Genomic DNA, 21,017 nt, shown 5'->3' with positions numbered 1-21,017 from the left:
AAGGGGAAGGGGCGGGGTTAGGGGGTGTAGTGCTGGTCGTGGGCTTGGCGGGGGGCGCAGACGGAGGCTCGGGAGCAGGAGCAGCGGGAGCCGTCGGCGTCGAGGCGTACCGTCACCGCGTCTCTCGGGACGCTGTGGCCGACGACCCGGCCGTCACCCTCGGGGGTGGAGACCCGGCTGCCGACCGCCGGGGCGGTCTCCTGAAAGCGCTGGTACAGCGGGTGCTCGTACTTGAGGCAGCACATCAGCCGACCGCACGCGCCGGAGATGCGCAACGGGTTGAGCGGTAGGTCCTGGTCCTTCGCCATCCGGATGGTCACCGGCTCGAAGTCGGTGAGGAACGTGGCGCAGCACAGGTCCCGACCGCAGGAGCCGATGCCGCCCTGCACCCGCGCGGAGTCGCGTGCGGAGAGCTGACGCAGCTCCACCCGACAGTGCAGGGTCGCGCCCAGGTCGCGGACCAGGGACCGGAAGTCCACCCGGTGCGGGGCGGTGAAGTACACGGTGCTGCGCTCGCCGCCGCTCTCGGCGGAGCCGAGCACATGGTCGACCGCCACCACCTTCATCGGCAGGCCGTGCGAGCGGATCAGCCGTTTCGCGGCCACCTTCGCCTCGGCCTTGCGCCGACGCAACGCCTCGTCCCGGCGGAGGTCGTCGTCGCCGGCCAGCCCGACCAGGCGGGGGAAGCCGTCGGTTTCCTCGGTCACCCACTGCGCGGCCCACACGCACTCCGCCACCTCGGGCCCGTCATCGGTGGGCACCAGCACCCGGTCGCCCACCTGCGGACGCAACTCGCCCGGGTCGAGGTAGTAGAGCCGCCCGTACCGGTTGAAGCTGACCGCGCAGAGCATGCCCATCCCCCCACCCTACGACGGGTCACGGCGCAAGGCGCACCGGCCGGCTACGCCCCGCTGGCATTCATGACGGTCGACTTGACCTATTGCCGGGCGTCCCGTCGTGCCGTTGCTGCTCGCCCGGACGGTTGAATCCGGGGCCGGGCAGGAGACAAGACGGGCCTCGGCGGCGTTGAGTGGAGGCAGACCTGCGGGGGGTGCAGGGGGAAGACCACGGCGTCGCCGTGGGCGCCGGCTCAGGTCAGGCGCCCGCGAGCGACGCCGTGGGCTGTCCGAGGCAACGCAGCCACGGCCGGAAGCCGAATCCGAGGTGACGCGACCGCAGCCAGAGGTCCCGGGGACCCGGGCACGACCGGAGGGCCGGGCTCGGTTACCAGCCGACCCGGGTGGGCTGGTCGTAACGGGGTCGTCCGTCCGTTGGCGGACGCCACGCGGACTCGGCCAGGCTCGGCGCCCACTGACGCAGCAGCGTCTCCGCACCGTCGTACGCGACGCAGAGCACCGCCAGCACCCGTGCGCCGATCTCGGCGGCGTCGGCCGCACCGGGCCCGACCGGCCCGGGGCGCATCGACGCACCGGTGGCGGTGGCGGCGACCACGGCGACGGCTTCGGCCGAGCGGAGCACGTCGGCCAGGGTGCGGGCCAGCGCGAGACGGCTGCCCTCCACCCAGTCGGCGAGGGCGTCGGCGTAACCGGCTGTGGATTCGAGTCGCCCGACCAGGCTGTCCGGCCCCTCGTCGAGGTGACGCAGCAGCGCCGCCCGCTGTTGCCCGTACGCCGTGGCGGCCGGACCGGACCAGAGCACCGAGTCGGTGAGCGCGGCGGAGACGTCGTCGTACCCCCGGACGAGCCGGCGCACCGCGTGGCCGGCGCTGGCGAGCGGCACCGGGTGCAGGTCGAGGAAGCCGCGGACCGCGTCGCCCGGCAGCACCTGCATGCGGCGCAGCAGCGGCCAGACCCGGTGCCCCTCGGGGACGCCGGCCGCGATCAGCCTGTCCACCCGGCGGAGCAGGTCGAGGCCGGGCTCGGCGAGCCGGTCCAGCGCATCCATCACGGTTCCCCGGTGAGCCGGCGGCGGGCCGCCCGGTCGACCTCGGCGTAGCGGTCAGCGGCCTCCCGCACGGCCGCCGCGGCGGCGGCCAGTCGACCGGCCGCGGCGCGGGCCTCCCGGGCCCGGTCGTCGGTGGCGGTGGTCCACTGCCGGTGCAGCGCCCGACCGATCTCGCCCGGGCGGCCCGGTGCGTCGGCGCCGAACGCGGCCTGGGCCGGATCGCTGGCGGTGACGGTGTGCGAAACGACTGTGAGCGTGGCGCTCGCCTCGTCCAGTCGGGCGGAGAGCGCGCGCAGTGTGTCCATCTCAGGCCCCCGCGAGCGGTCGGTAGGCGGCGAACGTCTCGTTGTGCAGCTTTTCCCGGGCCCATTCGGCGGCATCGGCCGCCGCGGTGACCGCGGCCTGCACGGAACCGGCCACGTCGCGCGGGCTGCGGGTGTGCAGCGGCCCGAGGAACCGGACGTCGGTGATCCGTCCACCGGCGGTGACCACCACCTCGACCAGGCCGTCCGGCGAGCGGACGGTCACCTCAACGGTCGACACCGCCTGGTCGAACTCGGCCTGGAGGGACTCGATCCGGCGGTAGCGTCGCACCGCCTCCTCGATCCAGGCTTCGTCGATCTCCCCCCGCGGCATCGGCCGACTCCTCCCGGGTGATCCATCACTCAGTGTGGTGCCACCGTCACCACGGCACAGGGACCGTACCGCACCGCAATCGGGCCTGTCGATGCCTGTGGACAACGCCGGGAAGCGCGGGTCAGCCCTTCCAGAGGGCGAGCATCATCGCCTCGACCGCGATCCGCGGCTTGACGTTCGCCTCGATCGCCGCACGGCAGGCGAGCACGGCCTCCAACCGGCGCAGTGACCCCTCGGCGTCCCACTTCTGCGCGCCGGTGCCGGCCAGCGCGGCCGTGTCGGTGTGCACCGGGGCGACGGGCGCGCGCAGCGCCATGGTGAGCGCGTCCCGGTAGAAGCCCGCGAGGTCGACCAGCGCCCGGTCCAGTGCGTCCCGCTGGGCCCGGGTGGCCCGGGACTTCTGCCGCTTCTCCAGCTCCTTGAGCTGCCCGGCAGCGCCTCGCATGGCGCCGGCCGCGCCCCGGCCGGTGCCGCCCGCGCCGAGCGCCGTCTCCAGTGCCGCCCGCTCGGTCGTGTCGGCCTCGGTGACCGACGCCTCAGCTTCCGCCTCGGCCGCCTCGATCAGCGCCGACGCCGCGTCGAACGCCGCGCCGACACCGGTCAACCGGCGGGGCACCGCGAGCACCGCCTCGCGTCGTTTGCGGGCCTCCGGGTCGCGGGCCAGCCGGCGGGCCCGACCCACGTGGCCCTGCGCGGCCGCCGCCGCCCACTGCGCCACGTCGGGCGCGATGCCGTCCCGACGAACCAGCACCTCGGCCACCGCGTCGGCCGGCGGCTGCCGCAGGGGTACGACCCGACAGCGCGACCGGATGGTCACCGAGATGTCGTCCGGGTGGGTGGACGGAGCGCAGAGCAGGAAGACCGTCCGCGGTGGGGGTTCCTCGATCGCCTTGAGCAGCGCGTTGCCGGCGGCCTCGGTGAGCCGGTCGGCGTCCTCGATGACCACCACCTGCCAGCGCCCGCCGGACGGGGTGCTGGCCGCGCGGAGCACCAGGGCGCGCATCTCGCCGACGCCGATGGAGAGTCCTTCCGGCACCACCATCCGCACGTCGGCGTGGGTGCCGCCCATGGTGGTGTGGCAGCCGGGGCACTCGCCGCAGCCGGTCCCGTGCACGCACTCGAGTGCGGCGGCGAACGCCCGTGCGGCGACCGAGCGGCCGGAGCCGGGTGGGCCGGTGAAGATCCACGCGTGTGTCATCCCGGCGGACGGATCCACCCCGCCGGTCGCGGCGTCGTCGGCAGCGGACTCGTTACCGCTGGCCGGGCCGGCGATGACCAACGCGGCCACGCCAGCACGCAGCACGGCGGCTGCCGCGGCGGCGGCGCGCCGCAGCTCGACCACCGCCTCGTCCTGACCGACCAGGTCGGCGAAGACGTCCGGCATCAGGTCTTGTGCTCCATCGTCACCAGCTCCGCGTCGGATAACTCAGGCTGCACCGAGGTGTCCGGGCCCTGCGCCGGCCGCGGGTGCACGATGCCGCCCGGCTTGCCGAGCATCTCCTCGACCCGCCGGACCACCAGCCCGGTGATCTCGTCGGCCGGCCGGGACGCGTCCAGCACCAGGTAGCGCTTCGGGTCGGCGGCGGCGAGGTCGAGGAACGCGTACCGGACACGCTCGTGGAAGGCGACCGACTCGGCCTCCAGCCGGTCGGTGCCGGTGTTGCGCGAGGCCACCCGGGACAGACCGGTGCGCGGTTCGACGTCCAGCAGCACCACCAGGTCGGGCTTGAGCCCACCGGTGGCCCAGGAGGAGAGCCAGGAGACCTCGTCGACGGGCAGTGTCCGGCCGGCGCCCTGGTACGCCAGGGACGAGTCGACGTACCGGTCGCTGATCACCACGCCGCCCCGGACCAGCGCGGGCCGGACGACGGTGGCCACGTGGTGCGCCCGGTCGGCGGCGTAGAGCAGCGCCTCGGCCCGGGGGGAGGGCGCGTCGTCGCCGGAGGTGTCCAGCACCAGCGACCGGATTCGCCGGCCGACACCGGTGGCCCCCGGCTCGCGGGTGACCACGACCTCTCGGCCGTGACCGCGCAGCCGCTCGGAGAGCGCGGTGAGCTGGGTGGACTTCCCCGCGCCCTCGCCGCCCTCGAAGACCACGAAGAGCCCGGCGGAGACGAACGGCTCGGAGGGCATCAGCGGACGGCCCCGGATGGAGCCCCACAGGTCGGCGAGGACCGGTACGCCCTTCTTGTCGTCCATCTGGCCGAACGCGCTGATCCCGGCGAAGATGCCGGCGGCACCGGCGGCGAGCAGCAGCAGTCGGGTGGAGGAGACGGAGATGCCGAGGTCGGCGATCTCCAGCTTGCGCGAGCCACCGACACCGACCAACACGCTGCTCAGCCCGATGGCCAGGATCAGGACCAGCCGGGTGCCGATCTGCACCACCGCGAAGACCCGGCCGCGTACCTCGTCGGCCACCTCTCCACCCAGCAGGGTGGTGCCGGCCAGGAAGGCCATCCCGGCGCCGGCGCCGACCAGCACCGCGCCGACGATCGCCATGGACAGGTGGATGGCGAAGGCGAGGGTCATCACCGCGGCGCTGGCCAGCACGATGCTCATGCCGAACCAGCGACGCCGGGACATCTCCTTGACGACCATCGGGCCGAGCCCGATGCCGAGCGCCAGACCGACGAAGATCGCGCCGAAGAGCAGGGAGAAGGCGGCGTCACCGGCGCCCAGCGAGTTGGCGAAGAACTTGGCCGTGCCGACCACTATGCCGCCGCCGGCGAACGCGCCGAAGATGCCCAGCACCAGGCCGCGGACGAGCGGGGTCTGACCGATGTACTTCCAGCCCTCGGAGAACTGCCGGAACATGCTCTGCTCGGCACGCTCCGCCTCGCCGCGCTGCGCCTCGCTGATCTCCTTGATCCCGAACGCCACCACCAGTGCGGTGGCGAGCCGGGAGAAGGAGTTGAACCAGAGCGCGAGCTGGGCCGGCTCGGCCCAGGAGGGTAGGTCGCCGCCCACAGCGCCTCTGACACCGCGGTCGAGCACGGCGAGACCGATGGCCGCGGCCACCGGGGTGAGGCCGTACGTGGTGATCAGGGTGAGCTGATTGGCCGCTTCCAGCCGGGCCCGCGGGATCAGGTTCGGGACCGCGGCCTCCTTGGCCGGGATCCAGAGCAGGGTGAGCGACTCGATCAGGAAGGTGGCGATCAGCGCCCAGCCGACCACCAGGCCGCCCGCGGCGCCGCTGAGGGCGTAGAGCGGAATGGAGGCGAAGAGCACGAAGCGCAGCAGGTCGCAGATGACCATCGTCCAGCGCCTGTCGAACCGGTCGGCGAAGACGCCGGCCACCGGGCCGAGCACCAGCGCGGGCAGCAACCGGATCGCGGTGACCCCGCCGAACGCGGCGCCCTGGGCGGTGCTGCCCTGCACCTGCGAGGCGGCGAAGAGGGCGGTGGCCAGCAGGCCGAGCCAGTCACCGAAGGAGGCGGCGCCGAGCACGATCCACAGCCGGCGGAACGGCCGGATGCGCAGCACGGACCGGATCGCGGCATAACCGGACGGATCAACCTGACCGCCGTTGGGCTGCTTGGCGGCGTTGTCCGACTGGTCACCCGAGCGCGACACGCCGGGCGACTCGCCGCTGTTCTGGCTTTCGATGGCCGTACCTCCACGTGCCGGCCCATCGCTGGGCACCTCCGGTGCAACACTCTAGACCCGGTGGGGGCCACCCCCCGGGCGACATTCTCCTGCTCGCTGAGCCTAGGCCGCCGGACGTACCGACCGCAGCCCGGACGTACGCGAGGGTATTTCGCATTCTCCGTCAGACAGTTAGCGTGCACACGTGGCCATCGAAAGCGACAAACTTCGCGAGCGCCTGGATCGGGCGACTGCCCACCTCGACCCCCCGTACGCGGTGGTCGACCTCACCGCCTTCGACGCCAATTCGGTTGCCCTGGCCGATCGCGCCGCCGGAAAACCGGTCCGCCTCGCCAGCAAGTCGGTCCGCAGCCGGGAGTTGATCAGTCGAGCCCTCGCCCGGCCCGGCTGGCAGGGCGTGATGGCTTTCACAGTGCCCGAGGCGATCTGGTTGGTCCGCGCCGGCGTCAGCGACGACGTGCTGGTCGCGTACCCGAGCGCCGACCGGGCCGCCCTCGCCGAGCTGGGCGCCGACCCGACGCTCGCCGCCGCGATCACCCTGATGATCGACGGCACCGGTCAACTTGACCTCATCGACGCCGTCACGGCACCGGGGCAGCGCGCCGAGCTACGGCTCTGCCTGGATCTGGACGCCTCCTGGCGACCGCTGCGCGGTCGGGTGCACGTCGGCGTCCGCCGCTCACCGGTGCACAGCGCCCGGGCTGCCGGCGCGCTCGCCGCCGCCGTCGCCGGTCGGCCCGGCTTCCGGTTGGTCGGGCTGATGTCGTACGAGGCGCAGATCGCCGGCCTGGGTGACGCGCCGCCGGGCAGGACGCTGCTGGCGGGCGCGATCAGGCTGGCCCAGCGCGGGTCGTACCGCGAGTTGCTGGCCCGCCGTGGCGCGGCGGTCGCAGCGGTACGCGAGCACGCCGACCTGGAGTTCGTCAACGGCGGCGGCACCGGCAGCGTGGCCGCGACCAGCGCCGATCCCGCGGTAACCGAGATCACCGCGGGATCGGGCCTGTACGGGCCGACGCTGTTCGACGCGTACCGCGCCTGGCGGCCCACCCCCGCGGCGTTCTTCGCCTGCGCGGTGGTCCGCCGACCGACGCCGGAGCTGGCGACGGTGCTCGGCGGTGGCTGGATCGCCTCCGGCCCGGCCGCCGACAGTCGACTGCCCCGGCCGTGGCTACCGGCGGGACTGAAGCTGGTCGGCACCGAGGGCGCCGGCGAGGTGCAGACTCCGCTGGCCGGAGCGGCGGCGGCCGGGCTGAACGTCGGCGACCGGGTGTGGTTCCGGCACGCCAAGGCAGGTGAGCTGTGTGAACGGGTCAACGAGCTGCACCTGATCGAGGGGGACGCGGTGGTGGCGACGGTCCCCACCTACCGGGGTGAGGGGCAGGCCTTCCTCTGAGACCGGACGCCGCCCTCACCGCCGGTCGGGGCCCGCGCCCCACGCCGACTCAGGCCGGTTGGGGCGCCTCAGCATGCTTGCCGACGGTGGACCGGCCGTTGTCCGGGCCGTCCACCTGACGGTGCAGGTACTCCCGGATCAACGCCTTCGCCTCCAGCAGCACCCGCTCGTCGCCCTCGGACTTCCGGCGGAACGCGAGCTTGATCAGCGCGTCCGCCGCCTCGACCGCGATCTCCAGCACGAAGCGCAGCTTCGGCACGTCGGTGAGCCCGAAACGCTCGGTGAGCACCCGGGCCAACTGGTCGGCGATCACGCCGTTGTTGTCCCGCTGCTCGTCGAGCAGGTGCAGGTCGACCACGTCGCCGAAGTGCAGGGTACGGAAGCCGGGGACGGTGCGGTGCATCGTGATGTACTCGTCGATGCCCGCGTCGACGCCGTCCCACCAGTGGGTCATCTCGTCGGAGGCGAACCGCTCGTCGAGGCGCTGGAGGTAGGACTCCATGGTCCGCAGGGTCAACGCCTGCACGATCGCCCGCTTGTCCGGAAAGAACTGGTAGACCGACCCGATCGCCACCTCGGCCCGCTCGGCGAGCAGGGTGGTGGTCAGCCCCTCGTACCCCACCTCGTCGACGAGTTCGGCGCAGGCATCCAACATGCGCTGTACCCGCGCGACACTTCGACCTTGCACCGGTACGCGGCGCAGCGGCCCGGTCGTGGCGGCTGGTGTGGACACTCTGCGCCACCCCCCTTCGACGGATGAACATATCTCCACGTCACGAGTCCGTGACTACCGGTACAACGAGCGGATCGCAATTGCGGTATTTACCAGCTAGAACGTTCCTGATATGAAGTCAGTTCATATTCATGAATGAGGAGCGCGCATGGTCCGCACCGCACCGCTCGGGGCTGGATGGTCCAACTGGGCCGGGAACCAGCGTGGCAGCGCCAACGCGATCCTGCGCCCCGGCTCGCCGACCGAGGTCGCAGAAGCCGTCCGATCTGTCGCCGCCGACGGCGGTCGGATCCGGGTGACGGGCAGCGGCCACTCGTTCACCGCCGTCGCGCTCGCCGACGACCGTCGGATGGATTTGTCCGACCTGGACACCATGGTCAGCGTGGACGTCGCCCACCGACTGGTCACCGTGCCGGCGGGCATGACCCTGCACGCACTCAACGGCCTGCTCGCCCGGCACGGCCTCGCGCTGCCCAACCTCGGCGACATCGACGCGCAGACCGTCGCCGGGGCGATCTCCACCGGCACCCACGGTACCGGAGCCGGCTACGGGTGCCTCTCCACCTTCGTCGAGGCGATCACAGTGGTCACCGGCACCGGCGAGGTGCTGCGCTGCTCCGCCGACGAGCATCCCGACGTCCTCGCCGCCGCCCGGGTGTCACTCGGCGCGCTCGGCGTCCTGGTCGAGGTGACCCTGCGCTGCGTGGACGCCTTCGTCCTGCGCGCCCACGAACGACCGGCCGAACTGGCCGACGTGCTCGGCGAACTGCCCGAGCTGATCGGCCGGCACGACCACGTCGAGTTCTACTGGTTCCCGTACACGTCCCGGGTCCAGGTCAAGGCCAACGACCGGGTACCCGCCAACGACCGGCCGTTGTCCCGCTGGCGCGGCTGGGTGGACGACGACTTCCTGTCCAACCGGGTCTTCGCCGGTGCCTGCCGACTCGGCCGGGCCGTGCCCGCGCTGGCCCCGGGAATCAGCGCGGTGTCCGCCCGCGCCCTCACCGAACGCCAGTACACCGGCCGCTCCGACCGGGTCTTCTGCACTCCGCGTCGGGTCCGCTTCGTGGAGATGGAGTACGGCCTGCCCCGCGAGGCGTTGCCCGAGGCGCTCGCCGCGCTCCAGCGGATCGTGGACGGCCTGCCGTTCAAGGTGCTCTTCCCGGTGGAGGTGCGGTTCACCGCGGCCGACGACATCTGGCTGTCGCACGGCTACGGCCGGGACAACGCCTACATCGCCGTGCACCAGTACGTCGGCATGCCGTACGAGCCGTACTTCCGGGCCTTCGAGCAGGTGGCCGCCGGGCTGGGCGGTCGCCCGCACTGGGGCAAGCTGCACTACCGCGACGCCGCCTCACTGGCCACGGCGTACCCCCGCTTCGCGGACTTCCAGGCCGTCCGCGACCGGCTCGACCCCGACCGTGTCTTCACCAACGCCCACCTGAACCACGTCCTCGGGGTCTGACGGCTCCCGTCGGTAGGCGCCATCGCGGTGACCAGCGCTAGAGCGCGAGGTCGTCCAGGTTCACCGCGTCGGCCATCGCCTCCGCGCCCCTGTCGTTCAGGTGCATGCCGTCGCCGCTGTCCAGCGCGGGGTGGATGTGGTCGGGGGCGTGCGGGTCCGCGACAGCGCTCGCCACGTCGAAGACAGCGTCGAAGGCGTCCGTCGTACGGATCCAGTCGTTCACCTCGCGTCGGGTGGCGAGGCCCGCCGGGGTGCTGATCTCCGGGCCGGCGCCCGCGAACGGGCCGATGGTGGCGACGACGATCCGCAGACCGGCGTCGTGGGCGCGGTCGGCCAGCGCACGGAAGCCCTCGACGAGGGCGTCGGCGGTGACGGGCGGCTCGCCCAACATGACCGGAAGACCAAGGTCGTTGATTCCGAAGTGGACCAGAACGTGGGTCAGGGCGGGGATGGAGAGAACGTCTCTGTCGAAGCGCGCCAGCCCGTGTTCGCCGACGCCGTCGCGCAGGAGACGGTTCCCGGCGATGCCCTGGTTGACCACCCACCCGCGCTTCAACCGCCGGTTGAGAAGGTCGACGGATCGACGGTTCGCGCCGATCGTGGTGCCGACCCCCTCGAACCAGGAGTCGCCGAAGGCCACCGCGACGGCGGTGTCCGGGGCGGCGAGCACGTCCACACCCGCGATGAAGAACCGGGCCTCGACCTGCTCCCCTCTCGGCAGGACGGGCGAGGCGACCCGGTTGCCACCGGCTATCCGCGCGACCTCCACCGGCTTGTGGGAGTAGGTGGCCAGGTCGGTCCGCTCCGGGAAGTAGAGGCTCACGACAAGATCGGCGCCTGGCGCGACGGGAATGCTGACCGGGTCGGTGACGGTCTCTTCGCCCGCCGGCACGACGCCGCGCTCGGCACCGCCGAAGGTGAGGGCCGCCTGCCGGTCGCCGACGGCGACAGTGGCGGCCCCGATGGTCAACGGACTGCGGCCGTAGCGGTTCGTCAGGCGTACACGCAGGGCGTCCCCGCCGCCGGCCAGGTGCAGCACCTGACGAACGGTCTGGTCGGCGAAGCGCCGGGGTTGGCCGAACTGGAGCTGCTCGTACGGACTGATCACCGCGGTACGGAAACCGGCTGCCCAGATCATGGTCGTTTGGGGCCCTTCAGATGTCCAGGACGATCCGGCCGCTGGCCGAGCTGTATTCGGCCAGCTCGTGCGCCTGTGCGATCTCCGCCAACGGAAGGCGGGCGGCGATGGGGTAACGCAGATCGCCGGCGACCAGCGCGGAGGTCAGTTCACCCGCGGCGGCCTCGTTCGCTGCCTCCGGGAAGTCGTCGTTGCTGAGGAACCGGACGGTGATGTTCTTGAAGCCGAGCGGCCAGTACGGGATGGTTGGCTCGGCCGCGCCGGTCGCGTAGGTGGCGATCACCCCGCCGTTGCGGAGCACCTCCAGGTTGGTCGCCATGTTCGCGTCGAACGCCAACTCGGCGACCCGATCGATCGGTTCCCCACCTGTGTAGTCGAGGATTCGGGTGGCCATGTCTCCACCGGCGGTGTCGAGCGCGTGGTGCGCGCCCGCGGCCAGCGCGTGTTCGACCTGCTCCGGGCTGCGTACTGTCGCGATCACGATGGCATCGCCCCGACGGGCCACCGCGAGCGCGGCCCGCCCGACCGCGCCGAGGGCTCCGGTGACGAGGACTCGCTGGCCGGTCACCGGCCCGTCGCCGAAGATCGCCCGGTGGGCGGTGATGCCCGGGATGCCCAGCCCGGCCGCCTGCTCGTACGGCACCCCGGCGGGCAGCGGCACAGCGTGCCGAGCGGGCACCACCGTGTATTCGGCGGCGGTGCCGAAGGGGCGGTACGACTGGGCGAGATAGACCCATACCCGTTCGCCGATCCGCGACGGATCAACGCCCAGCCCGACCGCATCGATCACTCCGGCGCCGTCTCCGTGCGGGACGACCCGGGGGAACGTCATCGTGGACCCCCACCAGCCCTGCCGTTTACCCAGGTCGCCGACGTGGATTCCGGAGACCGACACCCGGACCCTCACCTCGCCCTCGCCTGGCCACGGGTCGGGTAGCTCGCCGACCTCGAGCACCTCGCGCGCCGGACCCTGCCGGTCGTACCACGCGGCACGCATCAGGCACCCACCACGTCGGTCGTCGTGCCCTCCTCGGTGCTGATCACCGAATCGATCAGCGAGAAGAACGTCTGGATGCCGGGCCGGTTCGCGCCCCGACGGCGGGATTCGGCGTAGTCCTCGGAGGAACCCCAGAAGACGATGTCCAGCCACTCGTCGGCCGCCAACCGGATCAGCCGTGCGCCGAGGAAGCCTGCGCGATCGGCCTGGAAGTCGCGCAGCATCGCCGGCCGCGCGGCCAGCAGATCGTCCGCGCGCTCGGCGGGAACGCGGAACCGGGTGATCTCGACGGTGGTCATCGTGCCTCGATCCGTTCGGGTGTTGGTTCGGAGTCGTTGACGCCCAGCATCAGTCCTAGCTGAGCCAGTAGGACGTCGCGGAAGTTCGCGGGTGCCGGAGTGGGGTGGTGCTGGACCCGCGAGATGATCAGACCGGCCAGCGCCGAGAGCAGGAGGTCCGTCACCGCCTCGGCGTCGTGGGCCAGCGTGAACGCCCCCCGGGCAACGCCCTCCCGGACGGCGGCCAGGAAGGGCTCCCGGTAGCGCTGCTGCACGGTGGCGCTGTAGTCGCGCAGCTCGTCGTCGCGCATCGCGGAGCGCCAGAACTCGACCAGGACCTGCCGGGTGCTCTCCGAGTTGTGCAGGCTGCGGTCGACAAGCGCGACAAGTCGTCGCCACGGATCGGCCTCGGCGGCGGACACCGCCCGAAGGGCCTCCACCTCCCGGTCGGTGAACACCTGCATGGCCTCGATGATCATGTCTTCGCGGGAGCCGAAGTAGGTCTGCAGGGTGCTGATCGCGACCCCGCCGGCAGCGGACACGTCCGTGAAGCGGGTGTTCTCGTACCCGCGGGTGGCCAGCACACCCGCCACCGCGTCGAGGACGGCCTCCCGCTTCTCTCCGCCCGCACGCCTCTTCCTTGTCGGCATGGCCATACGGTACGGCGGTACCGGCGAAACCGCGAAGGCCTCAGCCTCACACGTGACCCGGAACACCACAAAATAGATCTTGGACAGTTTCCGTTCAGGCAAGACGGAAACTGTCCAAGATCTGCAGCGTCGGAACAAGCGCCACCCGGCGCGGGGGCTACTCCGTGCTGGTCGCGGCCTTGCGCGGGGCGGCCTTCTTCGCCGGAGCCTTCTTCGCCGCCGTCGCCTTGGCCGTGGTGGTCTTCTTCGCGGCCGTGGACTTGCTGGCGGCGGCCGTCTTCTTGGTGGCCGTGGCCTTCTTCGCGGGCGCCTTCTTCGCCGCCGCCTTCTTCTTCGGCGCCGGGCCCTTCGCCCGCTTCTCGGCCAGCATCTCGGACGCTTCCTCGATGGTCAGCGCCTCGGGAGTCTGCCCGCGCCGCAGCGACGCGTTGAACTCCCCGTCAGTGACGTACGGGCCGAACCGGCCGTCCTTGATCACCATCGGCTTCTCGGTCGCCGGGTCCACGCCCATCTCGCGCAACGGCGGTGCCGCGGCTCGCCGTCCACGGGCCTTCGGGGCGGCCAGCAGAGCCAGCGCCTCGTCCAGACCGACAGTGAACATCTGGTCCTCGGACTCCAGCGAACGGAACTCCTCGCCCCGCTTGACGTACGGGCCGTAGCGACCGTTGTTCGCGAAGACCTCGACGCCGTCCGGCGCGACACCGATCAGCCGGGGAAGGCTGAGCAGCTTGAGCGCCTCCTCCAGCGTCAGCGAGTCCGGGGTCTGCGTACGCAGCAGCGACGACTTCCGCTCGCCGCTGGACACGTACGGGCCGAACCGGCCGGACTTGAGCACGATCGGCTCGCCGGTGCCGGGGTCGTCGCCGAGCTTGCGCTCGCCGCTGCCGCCCAGGAACAGTTCGTGCACCTTCTCCGGCGTCAGCTCGTCCGGGGCCAGGCCCTCGGGGATCGGCGCCCGGTCACCCTGGGAGCCGCCCTCCTCGCCCTCGGCAGCCGGTGCTGGCTGCTCGCCGCCGGGCAGCTCCCGTTGCAGGTACGGCCCGTAGCGGCCGACCCGCACGACGACCTCGCGGCCGTCGTCGTCAGTGAAGAGCGGGATGGAGTTGACGCTGCGGGCGTCGATGTCGCTGAGGTTCTCGGTGACCAGCTTCTTGAGCCCGCCGGAACGGGCGATGTCCTGGTCACCGGCGCCGTTGGAGCTGCCGAAGTAGAACGCCGTGAGGAAGTCGACAGCCGCGTGGTCACCGCCGGCGATCTCGTCCAGCTCGTTCTCCATGGTGGCCGTGAAGTCGTAGTCGATCAGGCGGGGGTAGTGCCGCTCCATCAGCCCGATCACCGCGAAGGCCAGGAAGGTCGGGATCATCGCCTGGCCGCGCTTGGTGACGTACCCCCGGTCCTGGATCGTCTGCATGATCGACGCGTAGGTGGACGGGCGGCCGATGCCCAGCTCTTCCAGGGCCTTGACCAGCGACGCTTCGGTGTAGCGCGACGGCGGCTGGGTGTGGTGGCCCTGCGCGGCCAGCTCGTCGGCGGTCAGCGGCTGGTCCTTGACCAGGGTGGGCAGCCGGCGCTCGGCGTCCTCGGCCTCGGCGTTCTCGTCATCGCTGGACTCGACGTAGGCGCGCAGGAAGCCCGGGTCCGTGATGGTCTTGCCGGTCGCCCCGAAGTCGGCTTCCTCCTGCGAGGTGGAGACCGCCCGGATGCGCACCGACACGCTGGAGCCGACCGCGTCGGTCATCTGCGAGGCGATGGTGCGCCGCCAGATCAGCTCGTAGAGCTTGAACTCCTCGGCGGACAGCTCCTTGGCCACCTCGCCCGGGGTACGGAAGTTGTCCCCCGCCGGGCGGATCGCCTCGTGCGCCTCCTGCGCGTTCTTCACCTTGCCGGTGTAGCGGCGCGGCTCCGGCGGAACACTGCGCTCGCCGTACAGCTCGACGATCTGTCGGCGGGCCGCCGAGATGGCGGTCTCCGACAGGTTGACCGAGTCGGTACGCATATAGGTGATGTAGCCGTTCTCGTACAGACGCTGCGCGGTGCGCATCGTCTGCTGCGAGGACAGGCGCAGCTTGCGGGCCGCCTCCTGCTGGAGGGTCGAGGTGATGAACGGCGCGTACGGGCGACGGCGGTAAGGCTTCTCCTCGACCCGGGTGACGGTGAACGGCCGTCCGTCGAGTCGGGCCGCGAGACCCCGGGCACCGCTCTCGTCGAGGTGCACGACGCCAGCGCCGGCCCGGACACGGCCGGTGGTCGGCTCGAAGTCCTTACCGGTGGCGATCCGGTCGCCGTTCAGGGCGATCAGGGTGGCGTTGAACGCACGCGGGCCCTCGCCGGAGTTGGCCACCGCGAGGGTGGCCAGGATGTCCCAGTATTCGGCGGTGCGGAAGGCCATCCGCTGCCGCTCCCGCTCGACCACGATGCGGGTCGCCACGGACTGCACCCGGCCTGCCGAGAGCCGCGGCATGACCTTCTTCCACAGCACCGGGGAGACCTCGTAGCCGTACAGGCGGTCGAGGATCCGGCGCGCCTCCTGAGCGTCGACCAGATCGCGGTCGATCTCCCGGGGGTTGGCCACCGCCGCCTGGATCGCCGGCTTGGTGATCTCGTGGAAGACCATCCGCTTGACCGGGACCTTGGGCTTGAGGGTCTCAACCAGGTGCCAGGCGATCGCCTCGCCCTCGCGGTCCTCATCCGTCGCCAGGAAGATCTCGTCGACTTCCTTGGCCAGCTTCACCAGCTTGCTGATCTGCTGCTTACGGTCGGCGGAGACGACGTAGAGCGCCTGGAAGCCGTTGTCGACGTCCACCCCGAGCCGGGCCCAGGGTTCCTTCTTGTACTTGGCCGGCACGTCGGCGGCGTTGCGCGGCAGGTCGCGGACGTGACCGAAGCTGGCCTCCACGACGTACCCCGGGCCAAGGTAGCCCGAGATCGTCTTGGCCTTCGCCGGTGACTCGACGATGACCAGACGGGTGGTTCCAGCGTTGCTCGGCACGTCTCTCCCCGACCTCACTCCTGCTCGTGGCCTGCCGGCGCCCGGACAGCGACCGCTTTCGACCCCGCCGTCGCACCGGCGGTCCGGATGTCCAACGTAACGCGCCGCCCGCGTTTCGGGTTTCGCGGGCCGCAAACCGCTTCGACGCGGCGGTCGACGCCGCCCCGCCGCGCTCGGCACTGCCGGACGGCGCCACCGTACACCGTGGGTAGGGCTCGAAGCGGGTCACTGTGACGATGGCGGACCCACGACCGAGGCCCGACCCGCCCGTTTTCCGCCTGGATCAACCCGCCGGCTGTCCGGCACCGGACACCCGACCGGCACCGCCGACCTGGGCGGAATGACCGATTCAGGGGCGGGTCGGCCAGGCGTCGGCCGGCGCCGCGTCCGGCGCTCCGCCCACCAGCTCGGCGAGCCGCGCCAACCGGCGCCGGCCGGCGATCCGGTACGCCGGGCCGCCCCAACCCGGGCCGAGCAGCGTCCCAGCCAGCCCCGCCGAGGCGAGCGCCACGCCGATCGGCTCCCAACACTCCTTGTCGTCGGCGCCCAGTCGCAACAGGAAGCAGTCCGGAGGCTCCGGCGTCCCCGCGGCGGCGAGCCACAGCCGCAACCGCCGGCCGGTCAGGTGGAAGGCGGCCGGCGGGCGTTTCGTCGTACCGTGCAGCCAGGCGGCCGCGAGCGGCTTCAAGACCCGGGTGTACGACGTACGCACGGCGTGTCGCGCGCCCTCGGTCGGCTCCCAGCTCGCCGCCAGCCCACGTGACGCCAGTTCGGCGACGAGCACGTGCACCCGCCAGGCGGCGTCCACCTGCACCGAGAGCCGGGCGGTGCCGCCCATCCGGACCACCTCACCCGGCCCGGCGAGCAGCCCGGCCAGGTCGGCGACGGTCGGTTCGGCCGCGTCCGCGCCGAAGAAGACAAGTTGCCGGCCCGCGTCGTCACTCTGCTGACCTGGGCCGTCCTGCGACGAGCGGTTCTGCGGCGCGCCGCCGCGGCGTCGCCCGGAAGTGGGCGTGTCGGACTCGGGCGCGGGGAACAGCGCCGGGGGCGGCTGTGCCTTCCCGGTGTCACCGAGCCCGCTCAGCGACACTCCGGCACCTCGTCGAATGCCTGTTTCAACTCCTCGGAGTTGAGCTTGCTGGTGTCCAACGCGCTGGCGTCGTACTCCTTGTTGAGGGTCTCCACGGCGGCCCGCACGCCGTCGTAGAAGACGGTCGGCTCGCCGGTGCCCAGGCCGTCGATGGTGTCCCGGGCGCGACCGTACGCGTCCCGCATCTTCCCCAGGGAGCTACGGAAACCCGCGGAGATGGCCTCGCCGTTCTCCGCCTCCGGGATGCCCGCCTTCTCCACCTTGCGGCGCGCGGCCTCGCTGGCCTGCTCCGCCCCATCGAAGAGCCGCACCAGGTTCTCCTTGGCCTGCGCCGGCGTGGTCTGCGCGGTCATCTGCTCGTCAGTGCTGCTGGTCAGCTTGTTGATCTCGGAGCGCCACGGGGTGAGGGCGCCGCAGACCGAGGCCGCCCAGGCCCGTGGGCTGGGACCCCCACCGCAGCCGGCCAGGACGACGATCGTGGCCAGGACCACCGTGAGCTTTCCGGCGGCAGACGCCCGGCACGTACGCATGCGTTGCAGCGTACGGCCTTTGGCCAGGTGTGGCATCGGGCCGGACGGCCCGAGGTCCCCGGTCGACGTAGCCGTCGACCGGGGACCCCGGGCCGTTAGTGGATCAGGCGTTGACCGTCTCCGGGCGGTGATCCGTGCTGCCCGCGCCGGTGTTGCCATCGGCGTCCGAGTCGGACATCGCGATGCCCTTGCGCTTGCTGAACACCACCGACGCCACGATGATCAGCGTCGCGACCAGCGCGATGCCGACCCGCAGGCCGACGTTGCGGTCGTCGCCGACGCTCCAGGCCACCACGGCGGGCGCGATCAGCAGCGAGACCAGGTTCATCACCTTGATCAGCGGGTTGATCGCCGGGCCGGCGGTGTCCTTGAACGGGTCGCCGACGGTGTCGCCGATGACAGTGGCGGCGTGCGACTCGGAGCCCTTGCCCCCGTACGCGCCGTCCTCGACCAGCTTCTTGGCGTTGTCCCAGGCCCCACCGGAGTTGGACAGGAACACCGCCATCAGGGTGCCGGCACCGATCGCACCGGCCAGGTACGCCGCGAGCGCGCCGGGCCCGAGGCCGAAGCCGACAGCGATCGGCGCGAGGATGGCGAGCAGGCCGGGGGTCATCAGCTCGCGCTGCGCGTCCCGGGTGCAGATGTCGACGACCTTGCCGTACTCCGGGCGCTGGGTGCCGTCCATGATGCCGGGCAGCTCACGGAACTGCCGGCGGACCTCCATCACCACGGCACCGGCCGAGCGGGACACCGCGTTGATGGCCAGCCCGGAGAAGAGGAAGACCACAGCCGCGCCGATGATCAGGCCGACCAGGTTGCGCGGGTTCGCCACGTTCAGCGCGTTGAGGATCTCGTTGTCGACGTTGCCCACGCCAGCGGTCTCGTACGCGCTGCTGAGCGTGTCGGTGTACGAGCCGAACAGCGCAGTCGCGGCGAGCACCGCAGTGGCGATCGCGATGCCCTTGGTGATCGCCTTGGTGGTGTTGCCGACCGCGTCCAGCTCGGTCAGCGTGCGCGCCCCGTGCTCGTCGATGTCACCGGACATCTCGGCGATGCCCTGGGCGTTGTCGGAGATCGGCCCGAAGGTGTCCATCGCGACGATCACGCCGACAGTGGTGAGCAGTCCGGTACCGGCCAGCGCCACAGCGAACAGCGACAGCGTGATGGAGCTGCCGCCGAGCAGGAAGGCGCCGAAGACGCCGGCACCGATCAGCAGCGCCGAGTAGACAGCCGACTCCAGGCCGATGCTGATGCCGGCCAGGATCACTGTCGCCGCACCGGTCTGCGAGCTCTTGCCGATGTCCTGCACCGGTCGCCGGTTGGTCTCGGTGAAGTAACCGGTCAGCGCCTGGATCGCGGCGGCCAGCACGATGCCGATCACGACCGCGCCGATAGCCACCAGTCGCGGGTTGCCGGTGGCGTCGGTGAGACCACTGTCGAACTCGCCGAACGTCGCCGGCAGGTACGCGTAGGCGGCGATCGCCACCAGCACCGCGGAGAGCACCGCCGACAGGTAGAAGGCCCGGTTGATCGCGGTCAGGCCGTTACGGTCGGACGCACGCAGCCGGGTGATGAAGACGCCGACGATCGCGATCAGCACGCCGATGGTGGAGATGATCAGCGGGAAGACCAGGCCCTGCTCGCCGAAGGCGGCGCGGCCGAGGATCAGCGCGGCGACCAGCGTCACTGCGTACGACTCGAACAGGTCGGCGGCCATGCCGGCGCAGTCACCGACGTTGTCGCCCACGTTGTCGGCGATGGTGGCGGCGTTGCGCGGGTCATCCTCGGGGATGCCCTGCTCAACCTTGCCGACCAGGTCGGCGCCGACGTCGGCGGCCTTGGTGAAGATGCCGCCGCCGACCCGCATGAACATCGCGAGCAGCGCGGCGCCGAAGCCGAAGCCCTCCAGCACTGTGGGCGCGTCACCCCGGTAGACGAGGACGACCAGCGCCGCACCGAAGAGGCCGAGGCCGACGGTGAGGAAGCCGACCACGCCGCCGGTCCGGAAGGCGATCTTCATGGCGGCCTCGCGGCCGCCTACTCGCTCTCGCGCGGCGGCGGCCACGCGCAGGTTGGCGCGGGTGGCCAACCACATGCCGGCGCCGCCGATGAACGCGCTGAACAGGGCGCCCACCACGAAGAAGAGCGAGCGGCCGATCTTCACAGCCAGCTCACTGCCATCGGTGTCGTGCACCGGAAGCAGGAAGAGCAGCACGACGGCGACGACGACGAAGATCGCCAGGGTGCGGAATTGACGGAGCAGGTAGGCCGAGGCGCCCTCCTGGACCGCCCCCGAGATCTCCTGCATTTTCTCGGTGCCCTTACCAGCGGCCAGCACCGTTTTTGTCAGGGCGGCAGCGAAACCGAGTGCCACCAGCGCGACAACCGCGGCGATGACGACGTAGGTGACATTGCTTCCGGTAAGGGAAAGCCCGCCGCCGTCGGCGGCCAAGGTCTCGGACATCTGTGTCCTCCTGTTACCGAACAATCGCGCCGGTGAGTGGAGACGCACTGACCGACGCCTGGATGCGGACTCGCAAGCGCGCGCCAACCCACCAGCGGACCAGCGATGAACACCCATACCCGCTGGCTGCGGGATAGGTCACTTGCTGACAACCCGGGTACTGTAGCCCTCCGCAGTGTTGGAGGTCACACCCAGGTGGCACCGTGTCGCGATGATCTTAGTCGCTGTGTTATGAAACGAAATCTGATATAGGGCCCCATCCATGCAAAGAAGGCCGCATCCCCAGCAGGGGACGCGGCCTACGCAGCGGAACTCGTCAGCGGCCGACCGGCCACACCATCCGCACCTCGGTGCCGATGCCCTCGTCGACCGGGCGCACCTGGAGGTCCTCGACGAAACCCGCGAGCAGCGCGAAGCCGACGCCGGTGGTCAGCGCCTCATCGGTCAGCGACTCGTTGGCCAACTCGTCCGGCGGCAGCGCGGTCAGACCGATACCCGCCTCGATCGGCGCCCGGTCCACCACCCGCACGGCGTACGAGCCACCGTCGGACATCTCCACCAGCACCGGGTCGGCCAGGCCGTACTGCCGGTGCAGGGCCACCGCGCGCGTGCACGCCTCACCGATGGCCAGGCGCACCTCGTCCAGCAGGTCCTCCCGCACCCCGGCCCGCCGGGCAACGGCGACGCCGACCAGGCGGGCGGTGCGCACGTGCACCGGAGCGGGCGAGAACGAAAGCTTGACTGTCGCCATCACGCGCCGGCGCCCGCCGAGTCGGCGCTGACCGCCGCGTCGACCGTCGGGTGCAGCGGAAACACCTGGTCCAGCGCGGTGATCCGGAAGATCTTGAGCAACGGCTCCTTGTCGCAGACCAGCGCGAACGAACCGCTCGCCGAGCGAAGCCGCTTGAGCGCGCCGACCAGCACGCCGAGCCCGGTGGAGTCGAGGAAATCCACCCGACCGAGGTCGACCACCACGTGACGGGCGCCACCGTCGATCAGTTCGAGGAGTCGTTCACGGAGCCGGGGCGCGGTGTAGACGTCCACCTCACCACCGACCTCGAGCACCGTGTGCTCGCCCACGGTGCGGGTCGCCAGTGACAGCTCCATCGGTCCTCCTCGCCAGAGCCGTAAACTCTCGTGGGC

19 protein-coding genes are annotated in these 21,017 nt (G+C 71.5%); 2 read left to right on the top strand and 17 right to left on the bottom strand.

The window, feature by feature from the left end; genetic code table 11:
- Window positions 1-17: 17 nt before the first annotated feature.
- From MED15_RS10790 to tmk, 6 genes are all read right to left on the bottom strand, one after another.
- Window positions 18-857 (bottom strand): PSP1 domain-containing protein, encoded by an 840-nt coding sequence (locus MED15_RS10790; protein WP_112585777.1) that lies wholly within the window; start codon window positions 855-857, stop codon window positions 18-20.
- Window positions 858-1,224: 367 nt separating this feature from the next.
- Window positions 1,225-1,905: a hypothetical protein gene (locus MED15_RS10785; RefSeq protein ID WP_112602142.1), complete on the bottom strand. Its 681-nt coding sequence runs from the start codon at window positions 1,903-1,905 to the stop codon at window positions 1,225-1,227.
- Complete coding sequence (locus MED15_RS10780; RefSeq protein WP_112725261.1) at window positions 1,905-2,210, bottom strand: type VII secretion target; 306 nt, start codon at window positions 2,208-2,210, stop codon at window positions 1,905-1,907. Before MED15_RS10780 ends, MED15_RS10785 begins: the two co-directional genes overlap by 1 nt.
- A gap of 1 nt (window position 2,211) precedes the next feature.
- A complete protein-coding gene (locus tag MED15_RS10775; protein ID WP_007454690.1) occupies window positions 2,212-2,541 on the bottom strand; it encodes a YbaB/EbfC family nucleoid-associated protein in 330 nt (109 codons plus the stop codon).
- Window positions 2,542-2,662: 121 nt separating this feature from the next.
- Window positions 2,663-3,925 (bottom strand): DNA polymerase III subunit delta', encoded by a 1,263-nt coding sequence (locus MED15_RS10770; RefSeq protein ID WP_112735484.1) that lies wholly within the window; start codon window positions 3,923-3,925, stop codon window positions 2,663-2,665.
- The gene (gene tmk / locus MED15_RS10765) at window positions 3,925-6,024 is read right to left on the bottom strand and encodes a dTMP kinase (protein WP_091397387.1); all 2,100 of its coding nucleotides are present in this window, start codon (window positions 6,022-6,024) and stop codon (window positions 3,925-3,927) included. Before tmk ends, MED15_RS10770 begins: the two co-directional genes overlap by 1 nt.
- A 307-nt stretch (window positions 6,025-6,331) precedes the next feature.
- Here tmk and MED15_RS10760 point away from each other — a divergent pair, with 307 nt between their 5' ends.
- Entirely contained in the window at window positions 6,332-7,540 is a 1,209-nt protein-coding gene (locus tag MED15_RS10760; protein WP_112602112.1) for an amino acid deaminase/aldolase, read from the top strand.
- Window positions 7,541-7,589: 49 nt separating this feature from the next.
- Here the strand turns inward: MED15_RS10760 and MED15_RS10755 are convergent, their stop codons facing one another.
- Window positions 7,590-8,195 (bottom strand): TetR/AcrR family transcriptional regulator, encoded by a 606-nt coding sequence (locus tag MED15_RS10755; RefSeq protein ID WP_112585769.1) that lies wholly within the window; start codon window positions 8,193-8,195, stop codon window positions 7,590-7,592.
- A gap of 226 nt (window positions 8,196-8,421) precedes the next feature.
- On the opposite strand from MED15_RS10755, the gene MED15_RS10750 reads away from it, so the two are divergent.
- Window positions 8,422-9,738: a D-arabinono-1,4-lactone oxidase gene (locus MED15_RS10750; RefSeq protein ID WP_112699980.1), complete on the top strand. Its 1,317-nt coding sequence runs from the start codon at window positions 8,422-8,424 to the stop codon at window positions 9,736-9,738.
- A 37-nt stretch (window positions 9,739-9,775) separates the two neighbouring features.
- Here the strand turns inward: MED15_RS10750 and MED15_RS10745 are convergent, their stop codons facing one another.
- The 10 genes from MED15_RS10745 to MED15_RS10700 all read right to left on the bottom strand — a co-directional run bounded on the left by MED15_RS10745 (window position 9,776) and on the right by MED15_RS10700 (window position 20,981).
- Window positions 9,776-10,876: a GDSL-type esterase/lipase family protein gene (locus MED15_RS10745; protein WP_112725264.1), complete on the bottom strand. Its 1,101-nt coding sequence runs from the start codon at window positions 10,874-10,876 to the stop codon at window positions 9,776-9,778.
- A 16-nt stretch (window positions 10,877-10,892) separates the two neighbouring features.
- Entirely contained in the window at window positions 10,893-11,873 is a 981-nt protein-coding gene (locus MED15_RS10740) for an NADPH:quinone reductase (protein WP_112735482.1), read from the bottom strand.
- Complete coding sequence (locus MED15_RS10735; protein WP_091395413.1) at window positions 11,873-12,172, bottom strand: antibiotic biosynthesis monooxygenase; 300 nt, start codon at window positions 12,170-12,172, stop codon at window positions 11,873-11,875. Before MED15_RS10735 ends, MED15_RS10740 begins: the two co-directional genes overlap by 1 nt.
- The gene (locus MED15_RS10730) at window positions 12,169-12,801 is read right to left on the bottom strand and encodes a TetR/AcrR family transcriptional regulator (protein WP_167362338.1); all 633 of its coding nucleotides are present in this window, start codon (window positions 12,799-12,801) and stop codon (window positions 12,169-12,171) included. Before MED15_RS10730 ends, MED15_RS10735 begins: the two co-directional genes overlap by 4 nt.
- A 157-nt stretch (window positions 12,802-12,958) precedes the next feature.
- Window positions 12,959-15,790, bottom strand: coding sequence for a type I DNA topoisomerase (gene topA / locus MED15_RS10725; RefSeq protein WP_112735478.1), 2,832 nt, complete (start codon window positions 15,788-15,790; stop codon window positions 12,959-12,961).
- 349 nt (window positions 15,791-16,139) lie between these two features.
- Window positions 16,140-16,880 (bottom strand): hypothetical protein, encoded by a 741-nt coding sequence (locus MED15_RS10720; protein ID WP_112735476.1) that lies wholly within the window; start codon window positions 16,878-16,880, stop codon window positions 16,140-16,142.
- Window positions 16,871-17,410 carry a hypothetical protein gene (locus MED15_RS10715; RefSeq protein ID WP_112585753.1) on the bottom strand — a complete coding sequence of 180 codons (540 nt, stop codon included), beginning with the start codon at window positions 17,408-17,410 and terminating at the stop codon, window positions 16,871-16,873. Before MED15_RS10715 ends, MED15_RS10720 begins: the two co-directional genes overlap by 10 nt.
- A gap of 103 nt (window positions 17,411-17,513) precedes the next feature.
- On the bottom strand, window positions 17,514-19,874 hold the full coding sequence (locus tag MED15_RS10710) for a sodium-translocating pyrophosphatase (protein ID WP_112602106.1): 2,361 nt from the start codon (window positions 19,872-19,874) through the stop codon (window positions 17,514-17,516).
- A gap of 316 nt (window positions 19,875-20,190) precedes the next feature.
- Complete coding sequence (locus MED15_RS10705; RefSeq protein ID WP_030334228.1) at window positions 20,191-20,628, bottom strand: ATP-binding protein; 438 nt, start codon at window positions 20,626-20,628, stop codon at window positions 20,191-20,193.
- Complete coding sequence (locus tag MED15_RS10700; RefSeq protein WP_112585749.1) at window positions 20,625-20,981, bottom strand: STAS domain-containing protein; 357 nt, start codon at window positions 20,979-20,981, stop codon at window positions 20,625-20,627. The genes MED15_RS10705 and MED15_RS10700 overlap by 4 nt, the downstream gene beginning before the upstream one ends.
- Between the last annotated feature and the right edge of the window lie 36 nt (window positions 20,982-21,017).

This window comes from Micromonospora noduli (genome assembly GCF_003264475.1).
Taxonomy (GTDB): Bacteria; Actinomycetota; Actinomycetes; order Mycobacteriales; family Micromonosporaceae; genus Micromonospora; species Micromonospora noduli.
This window is presented reverse-complemented; position numbering and strand designations above follow the sequence as displayed.

What these genes read in the sequence shown, in the direction of transcription:
- MED15_RS10790 (WP_112585777.1), bottom strand. Translation starts at nt 857, where the DNA reads ATGGGCATGCTCTGCGCGGTCAGCTTCAACCGGTACGGGCGGCTCTAC.
- MED15_RS10785 (WP_112602142.1), bottom strand. Translation starts at nt 1,905, where the DNA reads ATGGATGCGCTGGACCGGCTCGCCGAGCCCGGCCTCGACCTGCTCCGC.
- MED15_RS10780 (WP_112725261.1), bottom strand. Translation starts at nt 2,210, where the DNA reads ATGGACACACTGCGCGCGCTCTCCGCCCGACTGGACGAGGCGAGCGCC.
- MED15_RS10775 (WP_007454690.1), bottom strand. Translation starts at nt 2,541, where the DNA reads ATGCCGCGGGGGGAGATCGACGAAGCCTGGATCGAGGAGGCGGTGCGA.
- MED15_RS10770 (WP_112735484.1), bottom strand. Translation starts at nt 3,925, where the DNA reads ATGCCGGACGTCTTCGCCGACCTGGTCGGTCAGGACGAGGCGGTGGTC.
- MED15_RS10755 (WP_112585769.1), bottom strand. Translation starts at nt 8,195, where the DNA reads ATGTTGGATGCCTGCGCCGAACTCGTCGACGAGGTGGGGTACGAGGGG.
- MED15_RS10750 (WP_112699980.1), top strand. Translation starts at nt 8,422, where the DNA reads ATGGTCCGCACCGCACCGCTCGGGGCTGGATGGTCCAACTGGGCCGGG.
- MED15_RS10745 (WP_112725264.1), bottom strand. Translation starts at nt 10,876, where the DNA reads ATGATCTGGGCAGCCGGTTTCCGTACCGCGGTGATCAGTCCGTACGAG.
- MED15_RS10740 (WP_112735482.1), bottom strand. Translation starts at nt 11,873, where the DNA reads ATGCGTGCCGCGTGGTACGACCGGCAGGGTCCGGCGCGCGAGGTGCTC.
- MED15_RS10735 (WP_091395413.1), bottom strand. Translation starts at nt 12,172, where the DNA reads ATGACCACCGTCGAGATCACCCGGTTCCGCGTTCCCGCCGAGCGCGCG.
- MED15_RS10730 (WP_167362338.1), bottom strand. Translation starts at nt 12,801, where the DNA reads ATGCCGACAAGGAAGAGGCGTGCGGGCGGAGAGAAGCGGGAGGCCGTC.
- MED15_RS10715 (WP_112585753.1), bottom strand. Translation starts at nt 17,410, where the DNA reads ATGCGTACGTGCCGGGCGTCTGCCGCCGGAAAGCTCACGGTGGTCCTG.
- MED15_RS10710 (WP_112602106.1), bottom strand. Translation starts at nt 19,874, where the DNA reads ATGTCCGAGACCTTGGCCGCCGACGGCGGCGGGCTTTCCCTTACCGGA.
- MED15_RS10700 (WP_112585749.1), bottom strand. Translation starts at nt 20,981, where the DNA reads ATGGAGCTGTCACTGGCGACCCGCACCGTGGGCGAGCACACGGTGCTC.